This window comes from Qipengyuania vulgaris (assembly GCF_009827325.1).
GTDB classification, from domain to species: domain Bacteria; phylum Pseudomonadota; class Alphaproteobacteria; order Sphingomonadales; family Sphingomonadaceae; genus Qipengyuania; species Qipengyuania vulgaris.
The window spans coordinates 86,271-105,504 of the sequence record NZ_WTYC01000009.1 but is presented as its reverse complement, the minus strand read 5'-3'; the positions used below and the strand labels follow the sequence as shown (position 1 = coordinate 105,504).

Annotated in this window: 17 protein-coding genes and 1 tRNA gene; 9 read left to right on the top strand and 9 right to left on the bottom strand. The window is 61.1% G+C overall.

Translation table 11 applies throughout. The features are described from left to right. On the top strand, positions 1-805 hold an 805-nt coding region (locus GRI69_RS15905; RefSeq protein WP_237453054.1), incomplete at its 5' end, for a helix-turn-helix transcriptional regulator. Here GRI69_RS15905 and GRI69_RS14105 read toward each other — a convergent pair. Together GRI69_RS14105 and GRI69_RS14100 are read right to left on the bottom strand one after the other, a co-directional pair. Then, positions 802-2,115: a tyrosine-type recombinase/integrase gene (locus GRI69_RS14105; RefSeq protein WP_160728188.1), complete on the bottom strand. Its 1,314-nt coding sequence runs from the start codon at positions 2,113-2,115 to the stop codon at positions 802-804. The genes GRI69_RS15905 and GRI69_RS14105 overlap by 4 nt on opposite strands. 158 nt (positions 2,116-2,273) lie before the next feature. After that, positions 2,274-2,364: transfer RNA gene (locus GRI69_RS14100), tRNA-Ser, on the bottom strand. 312 nt (positions 2,365-2,676) lie between these two features. Here GRI69_RS14100 and GRI69_RS14095 point away from each other — a divergent pair. Next, positions 2,677-3,786: a peptidylprolyl isomerase gene (locus GRI69_RS14095; RefSeq protein ID WP_160728912.1), complete on the top strand. Its 1,110-nt coding sequence runs from the start codon at positions 2,677-2,679 to the stop codon at positions 3,784-3,786. Positions 3,787-3,838: 52 nt separating this feature from the next. On the opposite strand, the gene GRI69_RS14090 is transcribed toward GRI69_RS14095, so the two are convergent. From GRI69_RS14090 to GRI69_RS14080, 3 genes are read right to left on the bottom strand one after another with little or no spacing between them, the layout of a single operon-like run. Further along, positions 3,839-4,204, bottom strand: a complete 366-nt coding sequence (locus GRI69_RS14090; protein ID WP_160728911.1) for a VOC family protein — start codon at positions 4,202-4,204, stop codon at positions 3,839-3,841. Further along, on the bottom strand, positions 4,201-6,294 hold the full coding sequence (locus tag GRI69_RS14085) for a RelA/SpoT family protein (RefSeq protein ID WP_160728910.1): 2,094 nt from the start codon (positions 6,292-6,294) through the stop codon (positions 4,201-4,203). The genes GRI69_RS14090 and GRI69_RS14085 overlap by 4 nt, the downstream gene beginning before the upstream one ends. Positions 6,295-6,352: 58 nt before the next feature. Then, positions 6,353-8,317: a M1 family metallopeptidase gene (locus tag GRI69_RS14080; RefSeq protein WP_160728909.1), complete on the bottom strand. Its 1,965-nt coding sequence runs from the start codon at positions 8,315-8,317 to the stop codon at positions 6,353-6,355. Positions 8,318-8,497: 180 nt separating this feature from the next. Here GRI69_RS14080 and GRI69_RS14075 point away from each other — a divergent pair, with 180 nt between their 5' ends. Then, positions 8,498-9,397, top strand: a complete 900-nt coding sequence (locus GRI69_RS14075) for a glycoside hydrolase family 16 protein (protein WP_160728908.1) — start codon at positions 8,498-8,500, stop codon at positions 9,395-9,397. 6 nt (positions 9,398-9,403) lie between these two features. On the opposite strand, the gene GRI69_RS14070 is transcribed toward GRI69_RS14075, so the two are convergent. The 3 genes from GRI69_RS14070 to hemF all read right to left on the bottom strand — a co-directional run bounded on the left by GRI69_RS14070 (position 9,404) and on the right by hemF (position 12,262). Continuing rightward, positions 9,404-10,072, bottom strand: coding sequence for a potassium channel family protein (locus GRI69_RS14070; protein WP_160728907.1), 669 nt, complete (start codon positions 10,070-10,072; stop codon positions 9,404-9,406). After that, positions 10,062-11,249 carry a TrkH family potassium uptake protein gene (locus GRI69_RS14065; RefSeq protein WP_237453127.1) on the bottom strand — a complete coding sequence of 396 codons (1,188 nt, stop codon included), beginning with the start codon at positions 11,247-11,249 and terminating at the stop codon, positions 10,062-10,064. The genes GRI69_RS14070 and GRI69_RS14065 overlap by 11 nt, the downstream gene beginning before the upstream one ends. 155 nt (positions 11,250-11,404) lie before the next feature. Beyond that, the gene (gene hemF, locus GRI69_RS14060) at positions 11,405-12,262 is read right to left on the bottom strand and encodes an oxygen-dependent coproporphyrinogen oxidase (RefSeq protein ID WP_160728906.1); all 858 of its coding nucleotides are present in this window, start codon (positions 12,260-12,262) and stop codon (positions 11,405-11,407) included. Between the two features lie 45 nt (positions 12,263-12,307). Between hemF and pdeM the strand changes: the two genes are divergently transcribed. The 6 genes from pdeM to GRI69_RS14030 all read left to right on the top strand — a co-directional run bounded on the left by pdeM (position 12,308) and on the right by GRI69_RS14030 (position 18,888). Further along, positions 12,308-13,012 carry a ligase-associated DNA damage response endonuclease PdeM gene (gene pdeM / locus GRI69_RS14055; RefSeq protein ID WP_160728905.1) on the top strand — a complete coding sequence of 235 codons (705 nt, stop codon included), beginning with the start codon at positions 12,308-12,310 and terminating at the stop codon, positions 13,010-13,012. Positions 13,013-13,147: 135 nt separating this feature from the next. Further along, the gene (gene infC, locus GRI69_RS14050; protein WP_160728904.1) at positions 13,148-13,666 is read left to right on the top strand and encodes a translation initiation factor IF-3; all 519 of its coding nucleotides are present in this window, start codon (positions 13,148-13,150) and stop codon (positions 13,664-13,666) included. A 226-nt stretch (positions 13,667-13,892) separates the two neighbouring features. Beyond that, positions 13,893-15,050 carry a DUF547 domain-containing protein gene (locus GRI69_RS14045; RefSeq protein WP_160728903.1) on the top strand — a complete coding sequence of 386 codons (1,158 nt, stop codon included), beginning with the start codon at positions 13,893-13,895 and terminating at the stop codon, positions 15,048-15,050. 84 nt (positions 15,051-15,134) lie between these two features. Next, complete coding sequence (locus GRI69_RS14040) at positions 15,135-16,538, top strand: SLC13 family permease (RefSeq protein WP_160728902.1); 1,404 nt, start codon at positions 15,135-15,137, stop codon at positions 16,536-16,538. Positions 16,539-16,693: 155 nt separating this feature from the next. Further along, on the top strand, positions 16,694-18,004 hold the full coding sequence (locus tag GRI69_RS14035) for a cystathionine gamma-synthase family protein (RefSeq protein ID WP_160728901.1): 1,311 nt from the start codon (positions 16,694-16,696) through the stop codon (positions 18,002-18,004). 179 nt (positions 18,005-18,183) lie between these two features. Continuing rightward, positions 18,184-18,888, top strand: a complete 705-nt coding sequence (locus tag GRI69_RS14030; protein ID WP_337191078.1) for an ATP-grasp domain-containing protein — start codon at positions 18,184-18,186, stop codon at positions 18,886-18,888. Positions 18,889-18,890: 2 nt separating this feature from the next. Here GRI69_RS14030 and GRI69_RS14025 read toward each other — a convergent pair whose 3' ends face one another. Beyond that, entirely contained in the window at positions 18,891-19,166 is a 276-nt protein-coding gene (locus tag GRI69_RS14025; protein WP_160728900.1) for a PilZ domain-containing protein, read from the bottom strand. Positions 19,167-19,234: the final 68 nt, after the last annotated feature.

The following is a 19,234-nucleotide window of genomic DNA, read 5'->3' as shown; positions in this document are numbered from 1 at the left end:
TTCGCAGGCTGCTAACTATTCCTCGATGACCAACTCGATTTCTCCTTGGTCTCCCTATGTGGGGCGCACTTCGATGGTGTCGGCGGGGCGAAAAACGCTCACTTCGGCGTTTGCCGACCTTGTCGTTTCTCGTCAGGGGTTCCAGTCCTACGAATTACCCGATATCTTCTCTGCTCCTGTGGATGAAGGTGAGAACGACGCGGCGCGCGATCTCGTCCGGCTCGAGGCCGAGCATCTGTCTCGCATGTTTGCGAACGGCCGCCTTACCAGTTTTGCACGCCCACTGGGCGGCGGTGAGGTTACCACTATCGCATCTGAGTTTTGGGAACTCGACGATCCGTTGCCGCGCTTCGCAACCGGTGTGTTGAATCTAGAACAATGGGCTGACGAAGGTGCCGAACCAACCCATCGCATCTTCGTCGATGGTCAGCAGTTCGATGGTTGGCTCGCAAGCCTCAAGCCACTCGGACCGCTGTCCAACCGGCAGGTCGAGGAAATCGTCGACCCGCAATTGCGCGCGACAAGGTCTGTTGCCAGACGGAGCGCACAGTGTGGGTTCGGCCAAGCCGACGGGGTAGTGGATGGGCATCAGCATGAGATGTCCACCCCGCCCGGGGTCGGTCCCGAATTTCTCACGGTAAAAGAAGTCAGCACGCTTGTCGGTCGTAGCCGGTCCTCAATCTACGAGGATGAGAAGAAGGGACAATTCCCCGAGCGCGTAAAAATTGGAGCCAGTTCTCGCTGGGCGAAATCCGAAGTGCTTGCCTGGATCGCTGAACAGGCGACAAAGCGCGGCGAAGGCTAGCGTCGCTTGCGTCTGGGGCTATCGACGACCTCTTCGGGCGGTATCGCTCCTTCCATAATCATGTCAGCCCAGCGTTGGGCGAGTTCGCGGCGGCGCGGTTTGTACGCAGCGCGATTATACCGCAGTTCGCTTGCACTCATTCCCTTGGGGGTGTGCGCGAGCATCAGATCGATGATCATGCGATCGGCCAAGAGCCGCACATCGTTGCCTAGTTCCCGCTCAGCCTGTTCGTTCATGATGGTCGAGAAACTGGAGCGCCAGCCATGTGGCACGTGTCGACCCTTGTAGCCTTCGCGATTGTACAGATAGCCGATGGCATTCTCGCTGATTGGCTTGGTGCCTGAACGCGCGCCAGGAAAAGCAAATGACGAGCGTCCCGTGAGCCAGCGCACAGCGCGTAGAGCGTCGACGGCCTGCTTGGAAAGCGGGATCGGATGGCTGAAGGCTTCATCACTGCGCAGGTGGAGCTCCTGCTTGATCTTTTCCGCAGGAACCGTCCACAATGCATCGCTGCTATCGGCTTCGGGATCAGCCCAGTCGATACCAGTGATGTCATTCCATTCCATGAAGCGCACCATGCCGGGACGTTGCGCCGTAAGTGCGAGTATCCTGGCTGCCAAGCGATTAACCGGTGAAGCCCCGGCCCGATCGATATCTGTCATGAATCCTCGTATCGCTTCGACAGACAGCAAGGCCGGATAGCGCTTTGCGGGAGGCAGTGGTCTCAACGCATCATTGATTGCGGTGGCGGGGTTCTCGAGCTTCGCGCCCTCGGCATTTGCATAGCGATAGACTGCGGCAACACGCTGTTTGAGTCGCCTTGCCGTCTCGATGGCACCACGATTTTCAACCTTGCGCAGGACGGCCAGGAGCAGCGGCTTGTCGATATCGGCCAACGGCATGGAGCCAAGATCGGGAAAGATGTCACGCTCGAGGCTGGTGATGACGTCGTTAGCGTGCACAGGCTTCCAGCGTCCCAATTGAAGCGCGTGCCATTCGCGGGCCACCACTTCGAAGGACTTTGACACCCCCTCGTCCCCGACGAGACGCCCGCGTTTCACAGCATGCCGAGGGTCCCGTCCTTCGCGAAGTATCTTCTTCGCCTCGTCACGTTTTTCACGTGCTTCGGCGAGAGAGACCTCAGGATATGTGCCCAAAGTGAGCAAGCGCTCCTTCTTTTCGAACCGATATTTATAGCGCCAGCTTATGTGCCCCTTGCCTGATATGTGCAGGTGAAGTCCGCGGCTATCGGTGAGCTTGTAGGCCTTGTCCCTCGCCGCTGCCGCGCGCGCAGCCTTATCCGTCAGCATCCGATACCCCCAATCCGCACTCACGTTACCCCCAATCTACCCCCGCATGCCCTCGGCTAGGGGTAAATTGGCATGGACAACATAGGAGTCGGAAATAGCCGAATTGTAAAGGTTTTTGGGCGATTTTGGTGACGTCTGGACGGCCTCGAAAAGGCCGGTGGCGGAGCAGGAGGGATTCGAACCCTCGATACGGGGTTACCGTATACACACTTTCCAGGCGTGCGCCTTCGACCACTCGGCCACTGCTCCGCATTCCTGTTCGTGCCGCCGCGGCCGCTCAAGGCAGCTCACACACGCGGTAGGCTGAACAGGAGTGCGCGCCTCTAGCGGGACTCGACAGGGTGCGCAACTCCGACAGTAGCGGACGCGGCGAAGGTCCAAAAATTTGCGTTCCGCGGGAACCCAATCCTGTGAAGCGACGTTTCGGATTTACACCCCCCAAGTTGCGGTGCTGCGCGGAATGGCATTCCCTGCGAACACCGTTACAGAGCCCCTTCCCGCCCACAAAAACGTGCGTGAAGGGGCTTTTCTTTTGCGCAGGCGGTGCCAAGCTCCTTCTCTATGAAAAAGCACCTGATTTCGCTGGCCGCAGCGCTCGCCCTTGGCTCACCTGTCGCTGCACAGGAGACCGCAGAAACTCCGCCCAGCCCCAACGAGATAGTGGAGCAGGCGAATGCGGAGGATTGGGTCGCGATTTCCGCCGAGAACCTGCTGGTGGTGACGCTTGCGCCCGATGCAGAGGGGAACGAGCGCAAAGTAATGATTCAGTTAATGCCCGAACCCTTCAGCCAGGGCTGGGTAGAGAACATCCGCACCCTCGCCCGCGCCGGATGGTACGACGACATCACCGTCAACCGCGTGCAGGACAATTACGTCGTCCAGTGGGGCGATCCGAATTACGACAATCCGGAAGCGAAGGGCGAGGCGAAGCCGCTACCTGAGGGACTGCGGGTGATGGACGAGAGCGACTATTCAACCAAGGATCTTTTGGCAGTTTCCAATCCGAGGGGGCGACCTCGGTTTGACTACTCGCTCGGGGCCGCCATGATACGCAACGCTCAGATCGCCGCAACAGGAAGCTGGGGGGCACCGGACGGATTTGCTGAAGCACTTGAATCGGGGACCGAGGACATCCCGGACTTTCCGGAGCCCGAAACTGGCGATACCTACGCGCCACTGTCCACCATTCTACGTGGCTGGCCAATCGCTGGCGATGTTGATGACGCAGATGGTCCATCGGAAGGTTTTTGGCCCGTCCATTGCTACGGCATGGTCGGCGTCGGGCGCGGGATGTCGCCGGATACCGGCTCGGGCGCCGAGCTCTACACGGTGATCGGCCATGCACCGCGGCATCTCGACCGCAATATCGCGCTTGTCGGGCGAATCGTGGAGGGGATGGAACACCTCTCCTCCCTTCCGCGCGGATCGGGCGCGTTGGGTTTCTACACAGCGGAAGAGGCAGGCAAGCGGACACCGATACTCTCTGTCCGCGTCGGGAGCGATTTGCTCGAAAGCGAGCAACCGGAATTCGAATACCTCTCCACCGAGGGAGAGACCTTCGCGCGCTATGCCGAAGCCCGCGCCAACCGCCGCGACCCGTTCTTTATCGTACCCGCGGGTGGTGCCGATATCTGCAATATCCCGGTGCCCGTCAGACGCGCGGGAGAGTGAAGTCCGCGAAGCCGAATGGGAGAGCTGGGTCGAGCCTGAAACAGGCCCGCACCTAGAGCCGTTCCATCAGCTCGATACGGTTGCCGAAGGGGTCGGCAATGTCGCCGCGGCGATAGCCGTCGAGCGGTTTGCCCGGTTTGAAAGGCACCCCGGAAGCCTCCAGTTTGGCCGCCAGCGCACCGAGGTTTTCGACCAGCAGCGCGGGATGCGCGCGGCGGGCGGGCATGAAAGCGTCTTCGACCCCGTAATGGATCGACACGCCCTCACCCTCGAACCAGCATCCGCCATTGACCGCGAGATGTGCAGGCTTCTCCATTTCCTTCAGCCCCATCACCCCGATCCAGAACTTCCGTGCATGGGGCTCCCCGCCATGCGGCATGGCGAACTGGACGTGATGAATACCGGTAAGCAGGCTCACGCGCGCTCCGCCTGCGCCACGGAATCGCTGGCACGAAGCGCGCTGAGGATGCGGGTCAGGTGGGCCAGATCCTGAACCTCCAAGTCGACCGCGTAAGTCGTGAAAGGATGGTCGAGCTGAGTCTGTTCGAGGCTTTTCACATTGACTGCGTTCTGCGCAAAGATGCCCGCCATTTCGGCAAGCGTTCCTGGCCGGTCGTAAAGCGTGACATGCAATCGGCCCACTGCGCCACGCGACCGGCGGCCCCAACTCAGATCCAGCCAGTCATTATCGATACCGGTGGCGAGCTGGTGGCAATCGATGGCGTGGACCTCCACCCCTTCACCCTGCTTTCGCAGTCCCACGATGCGGTCGCCAGGCACCGGGTGGCAGCATTCGGCCAGCTGGTAGCCGACGCCGGGCGTAAGTCCGCGGATCGATAGCGACTTGCCGCTGCGCAGCCATTCATCGTCTTCCTCGGCCATATCCTCGGTCGAACCCGGGACGAGCGCCTCCATCACGGTACGGTCGGAAATCTTCGCCGCACCGATGGCATAGAAAAGGTCGTCCGCTTCTTCCATCTCCAGCCGCTTGAGCGCCTCGCGCAGCGCCTTCTTGCCGATCTTGGCCGGGACACGGGTTACTATCTCGTCATAGAGTTTCTGCCCGATATCGGCGACTTCGGCGCGTTCCTTCAGGCGAACCGCTCGGCGGATGGCCGCGCGCGCCTTGCCGGTGATTACGAAGCTCAGCCAGCTCATCTGCGGCTCGGCATTCTGGCCCTTCAGGATTTCGACCACGTCGCCATTGTTGAGCTGGGTGCGCAGCGGCATGTGCCGTCCGTTGATCTTCGCCCCCACCGTCTGCGCGCCGAGATCGGTGTGCACCGCGAAGGCGAAATCGACTGCCGTCGCACCCTTGGGAAGCTGAAACAGCGCACCCTTGGGCGTAAAGGCGAAGATGCGATCCTGGTAGATCGCCATGCGCGTATGCTCGAGCAGTTCCTCGGCATCGTGGCTGGCATCGACGATCTCGATCAGGTCGCGCAGCCAGCCGACTGCACCATCGGGCCGATCGCCTTGCTTATAGGCCCAGTGCGCGGCGAGGCCGAATTCATTGGTGTGGTGCATGTCCCTTGTGCGGATCTGCACTTCCACCCGCATCGATTTGCCGTAAATGAGCGAGGTGTGAAGCGAACGGTAGCCGTTGGTCTTGGGCGTCGAGATATAGTCCTTGAACTTGCCCGGCAGGAACTGCCACGTGGTGTGCAGCACGCCCAACGCACGGTAACAATCTGCCACATCGTCGCAGATGACGCGGAAGGCCATGATATCGGTTACCTGTTCGAAACTAACATGGCGTTCGGCCATCTTGCGCCAGATCGAATAGGGATGCTTCTCGCGGCCCGAAACCTCCACATGCAGGCCAGTTTCGGCCAGGGCATGCTTCATGTCGAGAGCGATGGCATCGACCTGCCCGCCGTCATGTTCGCGGATCTGCTGCAGGCGCTTGGTGATGGTGGCGTAGGCTTCGGGCTCGATCTGCTCAAAGGCGAGCAATTGCATCTCGCGCATGTATTCGTACATGCCGACGCGCTCTGCCAGCGGGGCATAGATATCCATCGTTTCGCGCGCGATGCGCTGGCGCTTTTCGGGCTTCTTGATGAAGTGGAGCGTGCGCATGTTGTGCAGCCGGTCGCCCAGCTTCACCAACAACACGCGAATGTCCTCGCTCATGGCGAGCAGGAATTTGCGCAGGTTCTCCGCCGCGCGTTCGTTCTCGGGCATCTGCTCGATCTTGGAGAGCTTGGTCACCCCGTCGACCAGCCGGGCGACTTCGGGGCCGAAATTGGCCTCGATATCGTCGATCGTCGCTAGCGTATCCTCGACCGTATCGTGCAGCAGCGCGGTGGCGATGGTTTCCTGGTCGAGCTTGAGGTCGGTCATCAGGCCGGCAACCTCGACCGGATGACTGAAATACGGGTCCCCGCTGGCGCGCGTCTGCGTGCCGTGCTTTTGCACGGTATAGACGTAGGCGCGGTTCAGCATCGCCTGGTCGGCGTCCGGGTCGTATTCGAGGACCCGCTCTACGAGTTCGTACTGGCGCAGCATCTGAAATTTAAGATGGGGGCAAAGCGTCTCTTATTGCAATGCAAAAGAGCGGGTGAGACTATTCGCTTCTTCCCATCACCCTATCGACTGCGCCGCGCGTGACCGCGTGGTAGGTCGGACGGGTTTCCGCATAGATGCGCGTGGCGATCGGGCGGCCCCAATCGCCTTCGCTCCACAGCGTCGCGAAAAGTGGGCTTACGAACTTGGCGCGCCCGACGCGGCCTAGGAATTGCTCGGTCTGCGGAACGGCAGGTTCATAACGATTTGCGAGTGCCAGTTCGAGCCAGAGAAACAGGATTTCGTTGTTACGCGTGGTTGAAAGGCCGAGCTTGCTGTCGAGATTTTCGAGTTCACGAGCGCTCAGATCAGTCGGAATACGCTGGAGAAAGCGCTGGCGTTCGGCAGAAGTCCAGTTCTCCCATTCAGATGGTGTCCTGAGCCGGACACCCTCCGCACCAGGGAAAGCCGTCCCCGTCGCCGGATCGACTATTGCGGTACGGATCTTGCTGTAGTCCCTCACTGCCGCATCGACTTCGGCAAAGGCCGCCGGATCGGGCCGCGCGACATTCGACGGCAGGCCCGGCTCGAAGATCCACTCGCGCAGCATCAGCCGGTCGGCCTCTGCCCGGTTGCGCACTAGGTTCGCCATCATGTCCTCGTAGAACAGCTGGCTGGTGGCGGGCTGGAAGGCATGATTGTCGAACCACTGGCGCAGCCAGGCATCGAACCGCTCGCGCCCGACGATGCTCTCCACCGTGCGTAGGAAAAAGTGACCCTTGTCATAGGTAATCGCGCTGCCGATTTCGGCACCGGTGGATTCGTGGTGCAGAGCGGTACCCGGCGCATCCATGCCAACTTCGGCCAGCACGTCCTCGATTCCGGCAAAGGCGAGCGCGGCCTCCTGTTCGGCGCGCTGTTCACCGTAAACCTCCTCGACGATACGGTTCTCGAAATAGGAGGTCACGCCCTCGTTCAGCCAGCTGTCTTCCCAGACCGCATTGGTGACGAGATTACCCGACCAGCTATGCGCCAGTTCATGCGCGACGAGACCGTTGTTCGAGCGGTCACCCGCTATGAAGGTCGGCGTGAGGAAGGTCATCACCGGATTTTCCATCCCGCCATACGGAAATGCGGGCGGCAATACGATCATGTCGTATCGACCCCAGCGGTATTCGCCGTAGAGCTCTTCCGCCGCGTCGATCATTTCTTCGGTATCGGCGACTTCGTCATAGGCACGCTGCAGAACCGAAGGTTCGGCCCAGACACCGCTGCGCGGACCGATCGCCTGGAAGTCGATATCGCCTGCCGCGATGGCGATGAGATAAGGCGGCACCGGCTTGTCCATCACGAAACGAAAAGCGCGGCGGCCGTTGCCCAGATCCTCCGGTTCGCCCTGACGCACACCGCTCATCACCACGTCGAGCGGCTTGGGGGCGGTGACGCGTGCTTCCCACGTCTGCCGAATACCGGGGCTGTCCTGCGTCGGAATCCATGTCCGGTTGAGGATCGCCTGACCCTGGCTGAACAGATAGGGATATTGGCCGCCGGCGGTCTGTTCGGGAGTCAGCCATTGGAGGGCTGCCGCATCGGCGGGCGCCATGTACTGGATGCTGACATTGCGCGCCCCGCCCAGCTGGATCGTCAGGGGTGCGCCCTTGCCGCCCTCGTCGACCATTTCGCCGATCTCGTAGGAAAGTTCGCGTCCCGACCCGTCGGTGATGCGCGAAATCTGCAAACCGTTGCTATCAAGCACGATTTCGTCCTCGCCCGGATCGGCCAGCACCCGAAGATTGGCTGTCCCGCCGACACGCTTCTCATCGAAGTCCAAAGCGAGATCGAGTGCAACATGGGTCACACGCGCTTCCTGCGGCTGGGCATAGGTCATCGTGTCCAACGCATCCGCCCCAGTCAGGATAGGAGACACCATCGGTTCGGCGACCGTCATTAGGCCGGAGCCTGTCGGTGCCGTGGCGCAGGCAGTCGTAGCAAGCAGCAGGGACAGGACGGTGATTGTGCGACGCATGGAATTCTCCCGGATTGACTTCAGGCCGGGGGCTGCCCCGGCACCGACTATACGCGGAGTGGCCTATCGACGATCCCGGCACCGTAATCCAGTGGGGCCGATGAAATCGTACCCAACCTCTGGCAATACAGACCAAAGTGAGTCATGAGAACGTTAACAACAATTGGCGGAGAGGCTGTTATGTTCTGGAAATCCACCCTTGCCCTATCTTGCGCGCTGACCTTGGGCGCCCCGAGCACTGTGTTCGCGCAGCAGTCCGATGCGGGCACTGCGTTGGCCGAGGCGCTCGCGCCAGAGCGCGAATTGCTGTTCTCCGATGAATTCAACGACGGCACGCTCGACCGTGACAAGTGGATCGTCATCGGTCCCGACTTCTGGGTGAACAACGAACAGCAGGCTTATATCGACGATCCCTCGACCATCGCCTTCCGAAGCGATGTAACCGGGGCAGATGGCGGCGCTCTGGTCTTGCGTCCCATGTTCAAGCCCGGGGCCGACACCAAAGCCGAGCGGAATGCGCCGTTCGTTTCCGGCCGGATCGAAAGCTTGGGCAAGTTCGATTTCCAGCACGGACGCGCCGAAGCGCGGATCAAATTGCCCGATAACGTGGGCGTATGGCCAGCCTTCTGGCTACTGGGCAACGACCGGTGGCCGGACACCGGCGAAATCGACATCATGGAATATGTCGGTGAAAAGAACTGGATCGGCGTCGCCCTGCACGGCCCGGGCTACTCGGGCGAGACCCCACTGGTGAACAAGTTCTTCTTCCCCGAAGGCGTCGACGTGACGGACTGGCATACCTATGCAGTGGAGTGGACCGACGAGCAGATCGATTTCCTGATCGACGGCCACGTCACCTACCGGGTGACCCGCCCCATGGTCGAGAACTACGGCGAATGGCGCTTCGACAACGAGAAATACCTCATCCTCAACTTCGCCATGGGCGGCGCATATCCGTTCAAGACCAGCCGCATCGAGGAACCCTATAACGGCGTGCCGCAGGAGACCGTCGATGCGGTGAAACGAGGTGAGGTCGAAATGCTTGTCGACTGGGTGCGCGTTTACGCGCCGAAAGAGTAAGCCCCACTAGCTCGCACAGAGAGCCGAGAAAGCCTCGATCCGGTCAATCCGGCCCGAGACAACGAGTTCGTCTTCAGGCATGATGATTGTGTCGGGAACGGCGTGGATGAAATCCTCGCCCGTCCGCTTCACACCGACAACGGTCACGTCGAATTTCTTGCGGCACTGGCTGGTTACCAGCGGCAAACCGATGATCGGCTCGGGGGCCCTGAGGCGAGCGATGGCAAATTCGCCATCGAAGCTGATGAAATCGAGCAGGCGTTCGTTGACCAGGTGCGCGACGCGCTCACCCATTTTCTGTTCGGGAAAGACGACATGCTGTGCCCCGGTCCGCTCAAGAATTCGGCCGTGCCGTTCGCTCGTCGCCTTGGCCCAAATATTGGGCAGTCCGAGATCGACCAACGCCAGTACCGCCAGCAGGCTCGCCTCCACATTGGTGCCGATGGCAACGATGGCAGTATCGAATTCCGCCGCCCCAAGCCGGCGCAGGGTTTCGATCTCGGTGCAATCCGCTTCGACAATCTGGGTGAGTGCATCCTTGTGGTCGCGCACGATTTCAGCATCGGCGTCGGCGCCCAGCACCTCGTGCCCCATGCGTTCCAGCGTGGCAGCAACGGCGCTGCCGAAGCGGCCCAGACCGATGACGAGGACGGGTTTGCGTGGGTCAGCCGACAATCGGGTTCTCCTCCGGATAACGATAGGGGCGATCGCTCCCGCCGAGGGCAAGCGCGGTCGCAGCGGTAATGGTTCCCACGCGGCCGATGAACATCAGCGTAGCCAGCACGACCAGCGCCGAAGGCGGCAATTGCGCGGTCATGCCCGTCGACAGGCCGACGGTGGCGAAAGCGGAGATCGTCTCGAAGAGCACGTCCTGCAGGGGCAGCCGCGTGATCGACGTTATGAACATGGTCGCGCATAGTACCATCAGCAATGCGAGCGAGGCGACGGTCAGCGCCTGCCGCTCCACTGCATGGCCGAAGCGGCGACCGAACATGCTCGCATCGCGCCGACGGAGAATTTCAGCGAGCACGACCATAAATGTCGTAATCTTGATGCCTCCAGCGGTGCCGGCGCTGCCGCCGCCGATGAACATCAGCGCATAATTCACCACCAGCGTTTCCTCGCGGAAAGCGCCGAGATTGAGGCTGTTGAACCCGGCAGTGCGCGGCATGACCGAATGGAACCCTGCATTAAGCAGCTTGGCTCCGGTCGCCATCGGCCCCAGCGTATCAGGATTGCTCCACTCCATGAGCAGGATCGCCAGCCAGCCGAACAGCAAGAGCATCAGCGTGCCAGCCAGCGTCATCTTGGAATGCAGCGTCCATTGTCGCCAGCGCCGACCATGCACGCGCCAGTCCTCCATGACCGGAAAGCCGAGCGCCGAGACGATCACCGCCAGCGCAATCGGCACCAGGATCCCCCCGTCGCCCTGAAACCCCATGACGCTGTCCGAGAAGGTCGAGAATCCGGCATTGTTGAATGCGCTGATCGCGTGGAAAAGCCCGTGCCACGCCGCCTCGCCCACGCTCATCCCCCAGTTGGTGCCAAAGCGGAGCGCCAAAATCACTGCCAGTATCAGTTCCACCGTAATGGTGATGCGCAGGATAAGCTTCAGAAGCGATGCTGTACCCGTCAGATTCAGGCGGCTGCGCTCGACCTGCGTCGCCATCCGGTCACGCAGCCCGAAACCACGCCCCGCCATTAGGCCCAGCAATGTGGCGGCCGTCATGATGCCCAGCCCACCAATCTGGAACAGCACCATGATTACGACCTGCCCGAACCCGGACCAGTAGGTTCCGGTATCGACCACCACGAGCCCGGTTACGGCGACCGCCGAAGTCGAGGTAAACAAGGCCGTGACGAAGGGCGCCTGCGCGTTCTCGACACTCGCAATGGGAAGGTATAAGCAGGACTGTGCCTATCGCAATCGCCGCCAGGAACAGCAGCGGGATCAATCGCACCGGATCGCGAAGGGCACGCATCATTGCGGCGCACGCAAACGCGCGGCTAGCTCCACGTCGCTTCGGGGGGCAGGCTCATGAGGATGGCATCGATATTGCCGCCAGTCTTGAGTCCGAACAACGTACCACGGTCATAAACGAGATTGAATTCCGCATATCGCCCGCGCCAGTCGAGCTGCTCGCGCTTGTCGGCATCGGTGAATTCCGTACCCATCCGCCGACGCACCAGTTTCGGGAATATGTCGAGAAAGGCTTCTCCCACATCCTTGGTGAAGGCGAGATTGCGACCGAACGCGGCCTCGTCGTCACATTCGAGATGGTCGTAGAAAATCCCGCCTACCCCGCGGTGCACATCGCGGTGGGGAATGTAGAAATAGTCGTCGGCCCATTTCCTGAATCGGTCGTAATAGGTCGGGTTGTGCGCGGCGCAAGCGGCGCGAAAGCGCGCATGGAATTCCTCGGTGTCTTCCTCATATGGAAGCGGAGGGTTGAGATCCGCCCCGCCCCCGAACCACGCGGCCTGCGTGGTCAGGAAGCGCGTGTTCATGTGGACGGCTGGCACATGCGGGTTCGCCATATGCGCAACAAGGCTGATCCCGGTGGCCGTGAACCCAGGGTTCTCCGCGGTGGCACCATTGACCGAGGCGGCAAACTCGGGCGCAAAATTGCCCCGCACGGTCGACACATTGACGCCGACCTTCTCGAATATCTTGCCTTTCATGAGGCCGCGCGTACCGCCGCCTGGATCGTCGTTCCCCTCTTCCTCGCGATCCCAGCCATCGTACTGGAACGCTGCATCGCTGCCCGCCTCGCGCTCGATGCTTTCGAATTCGGCACAGATGCGTGTTCGCAAGGTTTCAAACCACCCACGCGCCTGTTCGGTCTGATCGGTCCAGTCGGTCATGGACAATCCCTTGCCATTGCAGCGCCCAAGCGGCAATAGCGACAAATGGTTCCCCTTTCGTTCGCTGGAGAAGAATGGCTTCTCACCGAAGGCCGTGCGCTTTACTGGCCGCGCGAACGTGCGTTGCTGGTCGCCGACCTGCACCTCGAGAAGGGGAGCTTTTTCGCGCGCCACGGGCAAATGGTCCCGCCCTACGACAGCCGCGAGACGCTGGAGCGCGTGGCGCTCGCCATTCGCGAAACCGGCGCGCGCAGGGTCATCACCCTGGGTGACAATTTCCACGACTCGGAAGGTTCCGCGCGGCTCGAACCGCATGCCGCGGGAATGCTCTCTGCGCTGACCAAGGCCGTCGACTGGGTCTGGATCACCGGCAATCACGATCCCGATATGGACGCGCGCTGCGGCGGGACGCTGGCAGAGGAACTGGAAATCGGCGGCACGATCCTGCGCCACCGGGCGCAGCGGGGCGAAACCCGTCCTGAACTTTCCGGGCATTACCACCCGCGCCTCCAGCTGACGGTCCACCGCCGTCACATCCGGCGCCCCTGTGCGGTGGTGAGCGCCAACGAAGATGTAGGCGGAAGGCCTTCGGGGCGCATGATCCTGCCCGCCTTCGGCGCCTATACCGGCGGGATGAACGCGGCCGATCCGGCCATTCTCGAGGCGCTTCAGCCAGCCGAAAGCATCGATGCGGTTGTGCCGGCAAAAGGCAGGTTGGCTCGCTTCAATCTCTGGTCTCGCGCTGCGTGAGGGCCACGGATGCGGACAAAACCGCATGGCGAATGCCTTCCCCTTTGCGAATCTGCGGAACAGCGCCTACATCTCAGCATTCGATAGAGACGTAACCAAGGAGAATACCCCATAGCCCGTCCACCCCGGCGCAGCATGCAAATGCCCGTAAAAAGCGGCCCGCGCTACGATAACATGATCAATGTCCCCAAGGTCCGCGTGATCGATCACGAAGGTGAAAACCTGGGGGTAATGCTTACCCGCGAAGCGACCGAGCAGGCTAACGAGCTTGGCCTCAACCTCGTCGAAGTGTCCCCCAATGCGGACCCGCCCGTGTGTAAGTACTTGGATGTTGGCAAATATCGCTTCGAAGCACAGAAGAAGGCCAATCTACAGCGCAAGACGCAGAAGACGCAGGAGATCAAAGAAATCAAGATGCGTCCGAACATCGATGATCACGATTACGATGTTAAGATGCGCAACGTGCACAAGTTCATCGACAATGGCGACAAGGTTAAGTGCACGCTGCGTTTCCGCGGCCGTGAAATGGCGCACCAGCAACTGGGCATGGACCTGCTCAACCGCGTACGTGACGATATGGAAGAAACCGCCAAGGTAGAAAGCTTCCCGCGTCTCGAGGGTCGCCAAATGGTCATGGTGCTCGCGCCGAAGTAGGAAACAGTCCGGCTTTTCGATCGATCGGGGCAGGCCGCGTCGCATGGGCCCCGATCGCTTTCTCTAAGCCAGCCGATCGACGACATCAGATTCGATATTAAATCGACGAATGACATCGCTTCATCGTCAGGACACATTGTCAGCCTATCGAATAGACCATAATATTCGCGCACAAAATCAAAGAACCGAGCTATCGGTTCGCTTCAGTCGTTCAGGGGGCTGCACAATGAACCTTCGTCCATTTACCTTTACGATGACTGTCGCCTTATTGGCTTCTGCTGCCCCCATCTTGGCGCAGCCGGATGAAATCGTCGCGGCCGCTGGCGTATCGTCGCAGGGCGACTTCGATCAGTTCACACCTCGCCCTTCTGGAAAGTCTACCCGTCTCGACTTTTCGTTTTGGGACGATGCGCTCGAATACATGGTTCTGCGCATGGGGCCATCTACCCGCCAAGGGGAGCGCCGTCCCGATGCCACTCTTGGCACGCGGCAGGTCTATGGGCATGATTCACGCGTTCGTCTCGAAGGTAACCGCGTGGCCTTTTCCTTCCTCAGCGAAGAAGCGACTGCACCGCTCAGCGAGTATCGTCGCGACCTCGAGCGGATCGGCAGCGAGGTCGATATCGCTAGCTTGCCGCGCAACGAGCAGCTCGCGTTCTGGATGAATCTCCACAATGTTGCGGTCACGGAGATGATTGCGCTCAACTATCCAACCAAGTCACCATCCGAGCTGAAGCTCGGCCCGGACGGGACTCCGGTCGACACCACACGTTTTATCACCGTGGCTGGTGTAGCGATGAGCCCGCACGACATCCGCACAAAGATTGTCTTCCCGAATTGGTCGGACCCTCAGGTCATCTACGGCTTTTTTCGCGGGGAGGTCGGTGGACCATCGATTCAGCGCACGGCCTTCACCGGAGACAATGTCTCCACTCTGCTCGATGGGTCCGCCAATGAATTCGTCAATTCATTGCGTGGTGTAGAAGCGTTCGGAAGCAACCTGCTCGTATCCAAGATTTATGAGGAAGCAGCGCCCTTCTATTTCCCGCAAATGGGTGAGGATCTGAAAGCGCACCTGCTGCGTTTTGCCGAAGAGGAGGTCGCAGGCCTGATCGCAGAAAAGGAAAAGGTGAAGGCCAATACCTATGTCGCCACAGTGGCCGATCTTGCTGGCGGTGAGCGTGAGCCGATCTACAACACGGTTTCAAGCAACGGTTATGTTCAGGGGACGCGGCTAACACCATCGGTCGCACGCTTCTTGGGCGAACGCTTTGAGAAATACGAGAAGCTGCGCAAGGAAGGTCTCCTGCGCGGGAGAGTGATCGTTCTTCCGCCGACCGGCGTCGAAGAAGAACCGAAACCGGAAACACCGGAAGTCGAATAATTTGCCCACGCGCAATGTTGCTGAAAATTGGATTTAACAACCTGCGGTGGTAACCCCGGTTCGGGGCAAAATCGAAGGGGCGCCATGGCAGCTAGGATCGGACTGGGCGTGGGTGCATTGGCCCTGCTGGCAAGCATCTTGCTGCCAGCGCCCGCCGGAATGGGCCGCGAGGCCATGATCGTTGCGGGTCTCGTCGTCCTGATGGCCGCATGGTGGATGACCGAGGCGCTGCCGCTCACCGCCACCGCCCTGATGCCCTTCCTGGTGCTGCCCTTTGCCGGGGTGATGGACGCGCGGGAGACGGCCAGCGCCTATTACTCGCCCATCCTCTTCCTGATTCTCGGCGGGGCCTTCATCGCACTCGCCATCGAGCGTACCGGCCTGCACCGGCGGCTTGCGCTCGCCCTGCTGAGGATTGCCGGCCACCGGGGACAAGCCGGCGTACTGCTCGCCTTCATGGTGACGGCCGCGATCCTTTCGATGCTGATATCCAACACCTCCACCGCGCTCATCATGATGCCGATGGCGGTGGCGGTCCTCGCCAGCGGGGGATCGCCAGAAGGGGATACCGAAGGGCTGGCGGGTGCCCTTCCCATAGGCATCGCCTTCGCCGCCAGCATTGGCGGGCTCGGCACTCTGGTCGGATCGCCGACCAACGCCATCGCGGTAGGATTGCTCGACACGATGACCGGAACGCGCATTACGTTTGCGCAATGGACCCTGTATGGCCTCCCGGTTGTGATCCTCGGCGTCCCGCTTGCGGCGTTTCTGGTGGCGCGGGTTCAGAAAGTCGCTGCGCATCCCTTCGATACGGAGGCAGCACGCCGCGCCATCGACACGCATACGGTCTGGAGCAGCGCAGAGAAACGGCTCGTCCCCGTGGTCGCAATCACCTTCGCCCTGTGGATGGGACAGATGTGGATCGCACCCTTGCTGCCCGTAGGTTCACTGACCGATGGAACCATCGCCGTCTCCATGGGACTGACGCTGTTCCTGCTGCCAGACGGGACTGGCCGGCCGTTGCTCCTCTGGAAAGAGGCCGACCGCGCCCCCTGGGGTGTGATCATGATGTTCGGCGGCGGTCTGGCGCTCGCGGCGGGCATGAGTGCAAGCGGGCTGGCCGACTGGCTGGGTCAGGCGCTGCTCCCGCTCGCAAACTGGCCGCTGATCCTCGTCGCGCTAGCGGTCGTGGCGATGGTGGTACTCATCACCGAATTCGCCAGCAATGTCGCCACCGCCAGCGGGATCATTCCCGTTGTCGCCGCGCTGGTGGTAGCGCTCGGCGTCGATCCGATCCTCCTCGCCATGCCTGCCGCTCTTGCCGCGAGCTGGGGTTTCATGCTGCCCGCAGGGACCGGCCCCAACGCCATTGCCTGGGCGACCGGGCGCATTCGGATTGAGCGCATGGTAAAGGCCGGATTGCTGCTTGATCTGGCCGGCATCTGCATGATCGTCGGAGTGGTCTGGGGGATCGACGCGCTGATCTAGCGCGCAGTTGATTCCTGCCCGCGTCCACCATATTGGCAGGCCCATATCGGCTGTCGGTGGAGAGGCGTTCCTGCGGAGGTTAGGAACGGGCGCCCCGGCAAGTTCTCACGGCTCCCGCCTTCCTGGGAGCGATATGCAGGAAGGATGCTCTCACCATGAGCGACCACGATATCGACCCTACTTCGCCGCGCATGGCGCCAAAGCCCGAAGTCACCAAGATCAACGGACGCGAGCTCAAGCCCAGCACGCTGATGATGGGACACGGCTTCGATCCCGTGCTATCCGAAGGCAGCCTCAAGGCTCCGATCTTCCTCACCTCGACCTTTGCCTTTCCCAGCGCCGCCGACGGCAAGCGCCACTTTGAAGGGATCACCGGCAAGCGTCCGGGCGGCGCGGACGGCCTCGTCTATTCGCGCTTCAACGCGCCGAACCAAGAAATCCTCGAAGATCGCCTGTCGGTGTGGGACGGCGCGGAGGATGCGCTCAGCTTCTCCAGCGGCATGACCGCGATCTGCGTGCTGATGCTGGCGTATGCCAGCCAGAACGACGTGATCGTCCACTCCGGTCCGCTCTACGCAGCCTCGGAAGGATTCGTCGCCAAAATCCTCGCCAAGTTCGGCGTCACCTATGTCGATTTTCCCGCAGGCGCGACCCGCGAACAGATCGATGCGGTGCTTGAAAAGGCCAGGAAGCAGGCGGACGAACAGGGCGGCAAGGTCTGCATGGTCTATCTCGAAAGCCCCGGTAACCCGACCAATGCCCTGGTCGACATCGAATCCGTGCGCGATGCCCGCAACGCAGCGCTGGGCGAAGATTGCCCGATCGCTATCGACAATACCTTCCTCGGCCCGCTGTGGCAGCGTCCGCTCGAGCATGGCGCGGATATCGTCGTCTATTCGCTGACCAAATATGTCGGCGGCCATTCGGATCTCGTCGCTGGGTCCATTGCGGGCGCAAAGAAGTGGATGGATCCGGTGCGCATGCTGCGCAACACCATGGGCGGCATCTGCGATCCGAACACCGCCTGGATGCTCTGCCGCAGCCTCGAAACGGTGGAACTGCGCATGAGCCGTGCGGGCGAGAATGCCGCCAAGGTCTGCGATTTCCTGTCGAAGCACCCCAAGGTCGAAGGCCTCGGCTATCTCGGCATGATCAAGGACGCGCGCCAGCAGGACATCTATGATCGTCACTGCCTCGGCGCAGGCTCGACCTTCTCGCTGCTGCTCAAGGGCGGCGAGGCAGAATGTTTCCGTTTCCTCGACAGCCTCAAGATCGCCAAGCTGGCGGTCAGCCTTGGCGGTACGGAAACGCTGGCCAGCCACCCGGCGTCGATGACGCACCTTTCGGTTGCCGAAGGGCGCCGTGCGGAACTCGGTATCTCGGACAACCTCGTGCGTATCTCGATCGGCATCGAGGACGCTGACGATCTCATCGCCGATTTCGAACAGGCGCTGGAGGCGGTCTGACCCGCATCGGTTTCCTCGCCTGTGCGGATACCCTGCCGGGCGAGGGAGCACGGCGAGGCGATGCGTTCGAGCACGATATCGAGGTCGCGGCACTGCGCCCAGCGTTCGAGGCTGCGGGGCTGGAGTTTGTCGAAATCGACTGGCGCGCTCCGCTCGGAGAATTCGACGGGCTCGCATTGGTGCTGCTGGGCACGGCCTGGGACTATCAGGACCATCTCGAGGAGTTCCTGGATAAGCTGGCGGCAGTCGAGGCTCGCGGCACCCTAGTTTGCAACCCGCCGACCGTGGTCCGCTGGAACGCTGAGAAACGCTATCTGTGCGAATTGGAACAGCGCGGGGCGTCCATCGTCCCGACGCTCTGGCACGGCGATGCGGGGCGCGCGGAAGTACTCTCGGCGATGGACCAGTTTGACACCAACCGCGTCGTGGTGAAGCGGCAGGTAGGTGCGGGCGGACTGGGACAGCAAAGCTTTACGAGAGCCGCTTTACCTGACGGCGAATGGCGGATGGACCGACCGTGCATGATCCAGCCTTTCCTGCCCAGTGTGGTCGAAGAAGGGGAATACACCTTCGTGTTCATCGAAGGCGTGTTCAGCCACGGCGTACTCAAGCGCGCGGCGAAGGGGGAGTACCGCATCCAGTCTCTTTTCGGCGGCTATGAGAGCGATTATGCTCCCGAGCAGGCGGACCTCGCGCGTGCCCAGGCCGTCGTGAACGCCCTACCCTTCGACGATCTGCTCTATTGCCGCATCGATATGGCCCGACTGCCTTCGGGACAGCTGGCAGTGATGGAGGCGGAGGCGATCGAGCCCTATCTTTATCCCGAGCAGGGTTCAGGTCTCGGGAAGCGCTTGGCAGCGGCAATCTTGAACCGCCTCAACTGAATTCAGAGCTCGAGAACATTCATCGCGAGCGGGCTGAGCTTGTGCATGAAGCGGACGCCCGCTTCATTCCCTTTGACCCACACGATCTGGCCAGCAAGCTCGTTCCGCTCATCGAGTTCGAAAAAGATGGTCGCGCCCTTGTTCACAGAGCCATCAAACAGTTCGATCCGGCACCCCGTGGGCGAGATGTCGCAGAGGATTGCGCGAACGCGCTGGATCGGCACCCGGCAATCGAGCACGATATCGCTGCCTTGGCGGTTTGTGGTTCGCGTCTGCATCTCAGGGCCCTCGGTGTCACCCTCCCACTACTCGCGAAAGGGGCAAGAAAGGGTTAATGTCGTATTTA

Coding starts and splice junctions, on each gene's coding strand:
- GRI69_RS14040 (WP_160728902.1), top strand. CDS start 15,135: ATGGCAGCTAGGATCGGACTGGGCGTGGGTGCATTGGCCCTGCTGGCA.
- infC (WP_160728904.1), top strand. CDS start 13,148: ATGCAAATGCCCGTAAAAAGCGGCCCGCGCTACGATAACATGATCAAT.
- GRI69_RS14085 (WP_160728910.1), bottom strand. CDS start 6,294: ATGCTGCGCCAGTACGAACTCGTAGAGCGGGTCCTCGAATACGACCCG.
- hemF (WP_160728906.1), bottom strand. CDS start 12,262: ATGACCGACTGGACCGATCAGACCGAACAGGCGCGTGGGTGGTTTGAA.
- GRI69_RS14095 (WP_160728912.1), top strand. CDS start 2,677: ATGAAAAAGCACCTGATTTCGCTGGCCGCAGCGCTCGCCCTTGGCTCA.
- GRI69_RS14075 (WP_160728908.1), top strand. CDS start 8,498: ATGTTCTGGAAATCCACCCTTGCCCTATCTTGCGCGCTGACCTTGGGC.
- GRI69_RS14080 (WP_160728909.1), bottom strand. CDS start 8,317: ATGCGTCGCACAATCACCGTCCTGTCCCTGCTGCTTGCTACGACTGCC.
- GRI69_RS14025 (WP_160728900.1), bottom strand. CDS start 19,166: ATGCAGACGCGAACCACAAACCGCCAAGGCAGCGATATCGTGCTCGAT.
- pdeM (WP_160728905.1), top strand. CDS start 12,308: ATGGTTCCCCTTTCGTTCGCTGGAGAAGAATGGCTTCTCACCGAAGGC.
- GRI69_RS14045 (WP_160728903.1), top strand. CDS start 13,893: ATGAACCTTCGTCCATTTACCTTTACGATGACTGTCGCCTTATTGGCT.
- GRI69_RS14035 (WP_160728901.1), top strand. CDS start 16,694: ATGAGCGACCACGATATCGACCCTACTTCGCCGCGCATGGCGCCAAAG.
- GRI69_RS14105 (WP_160728188.1), bottom strand. CDS start 2,115: ATGCTGACGGATAAGGCTGCGCGCGCGGCAGCGGCGAGGGACAAGGCC.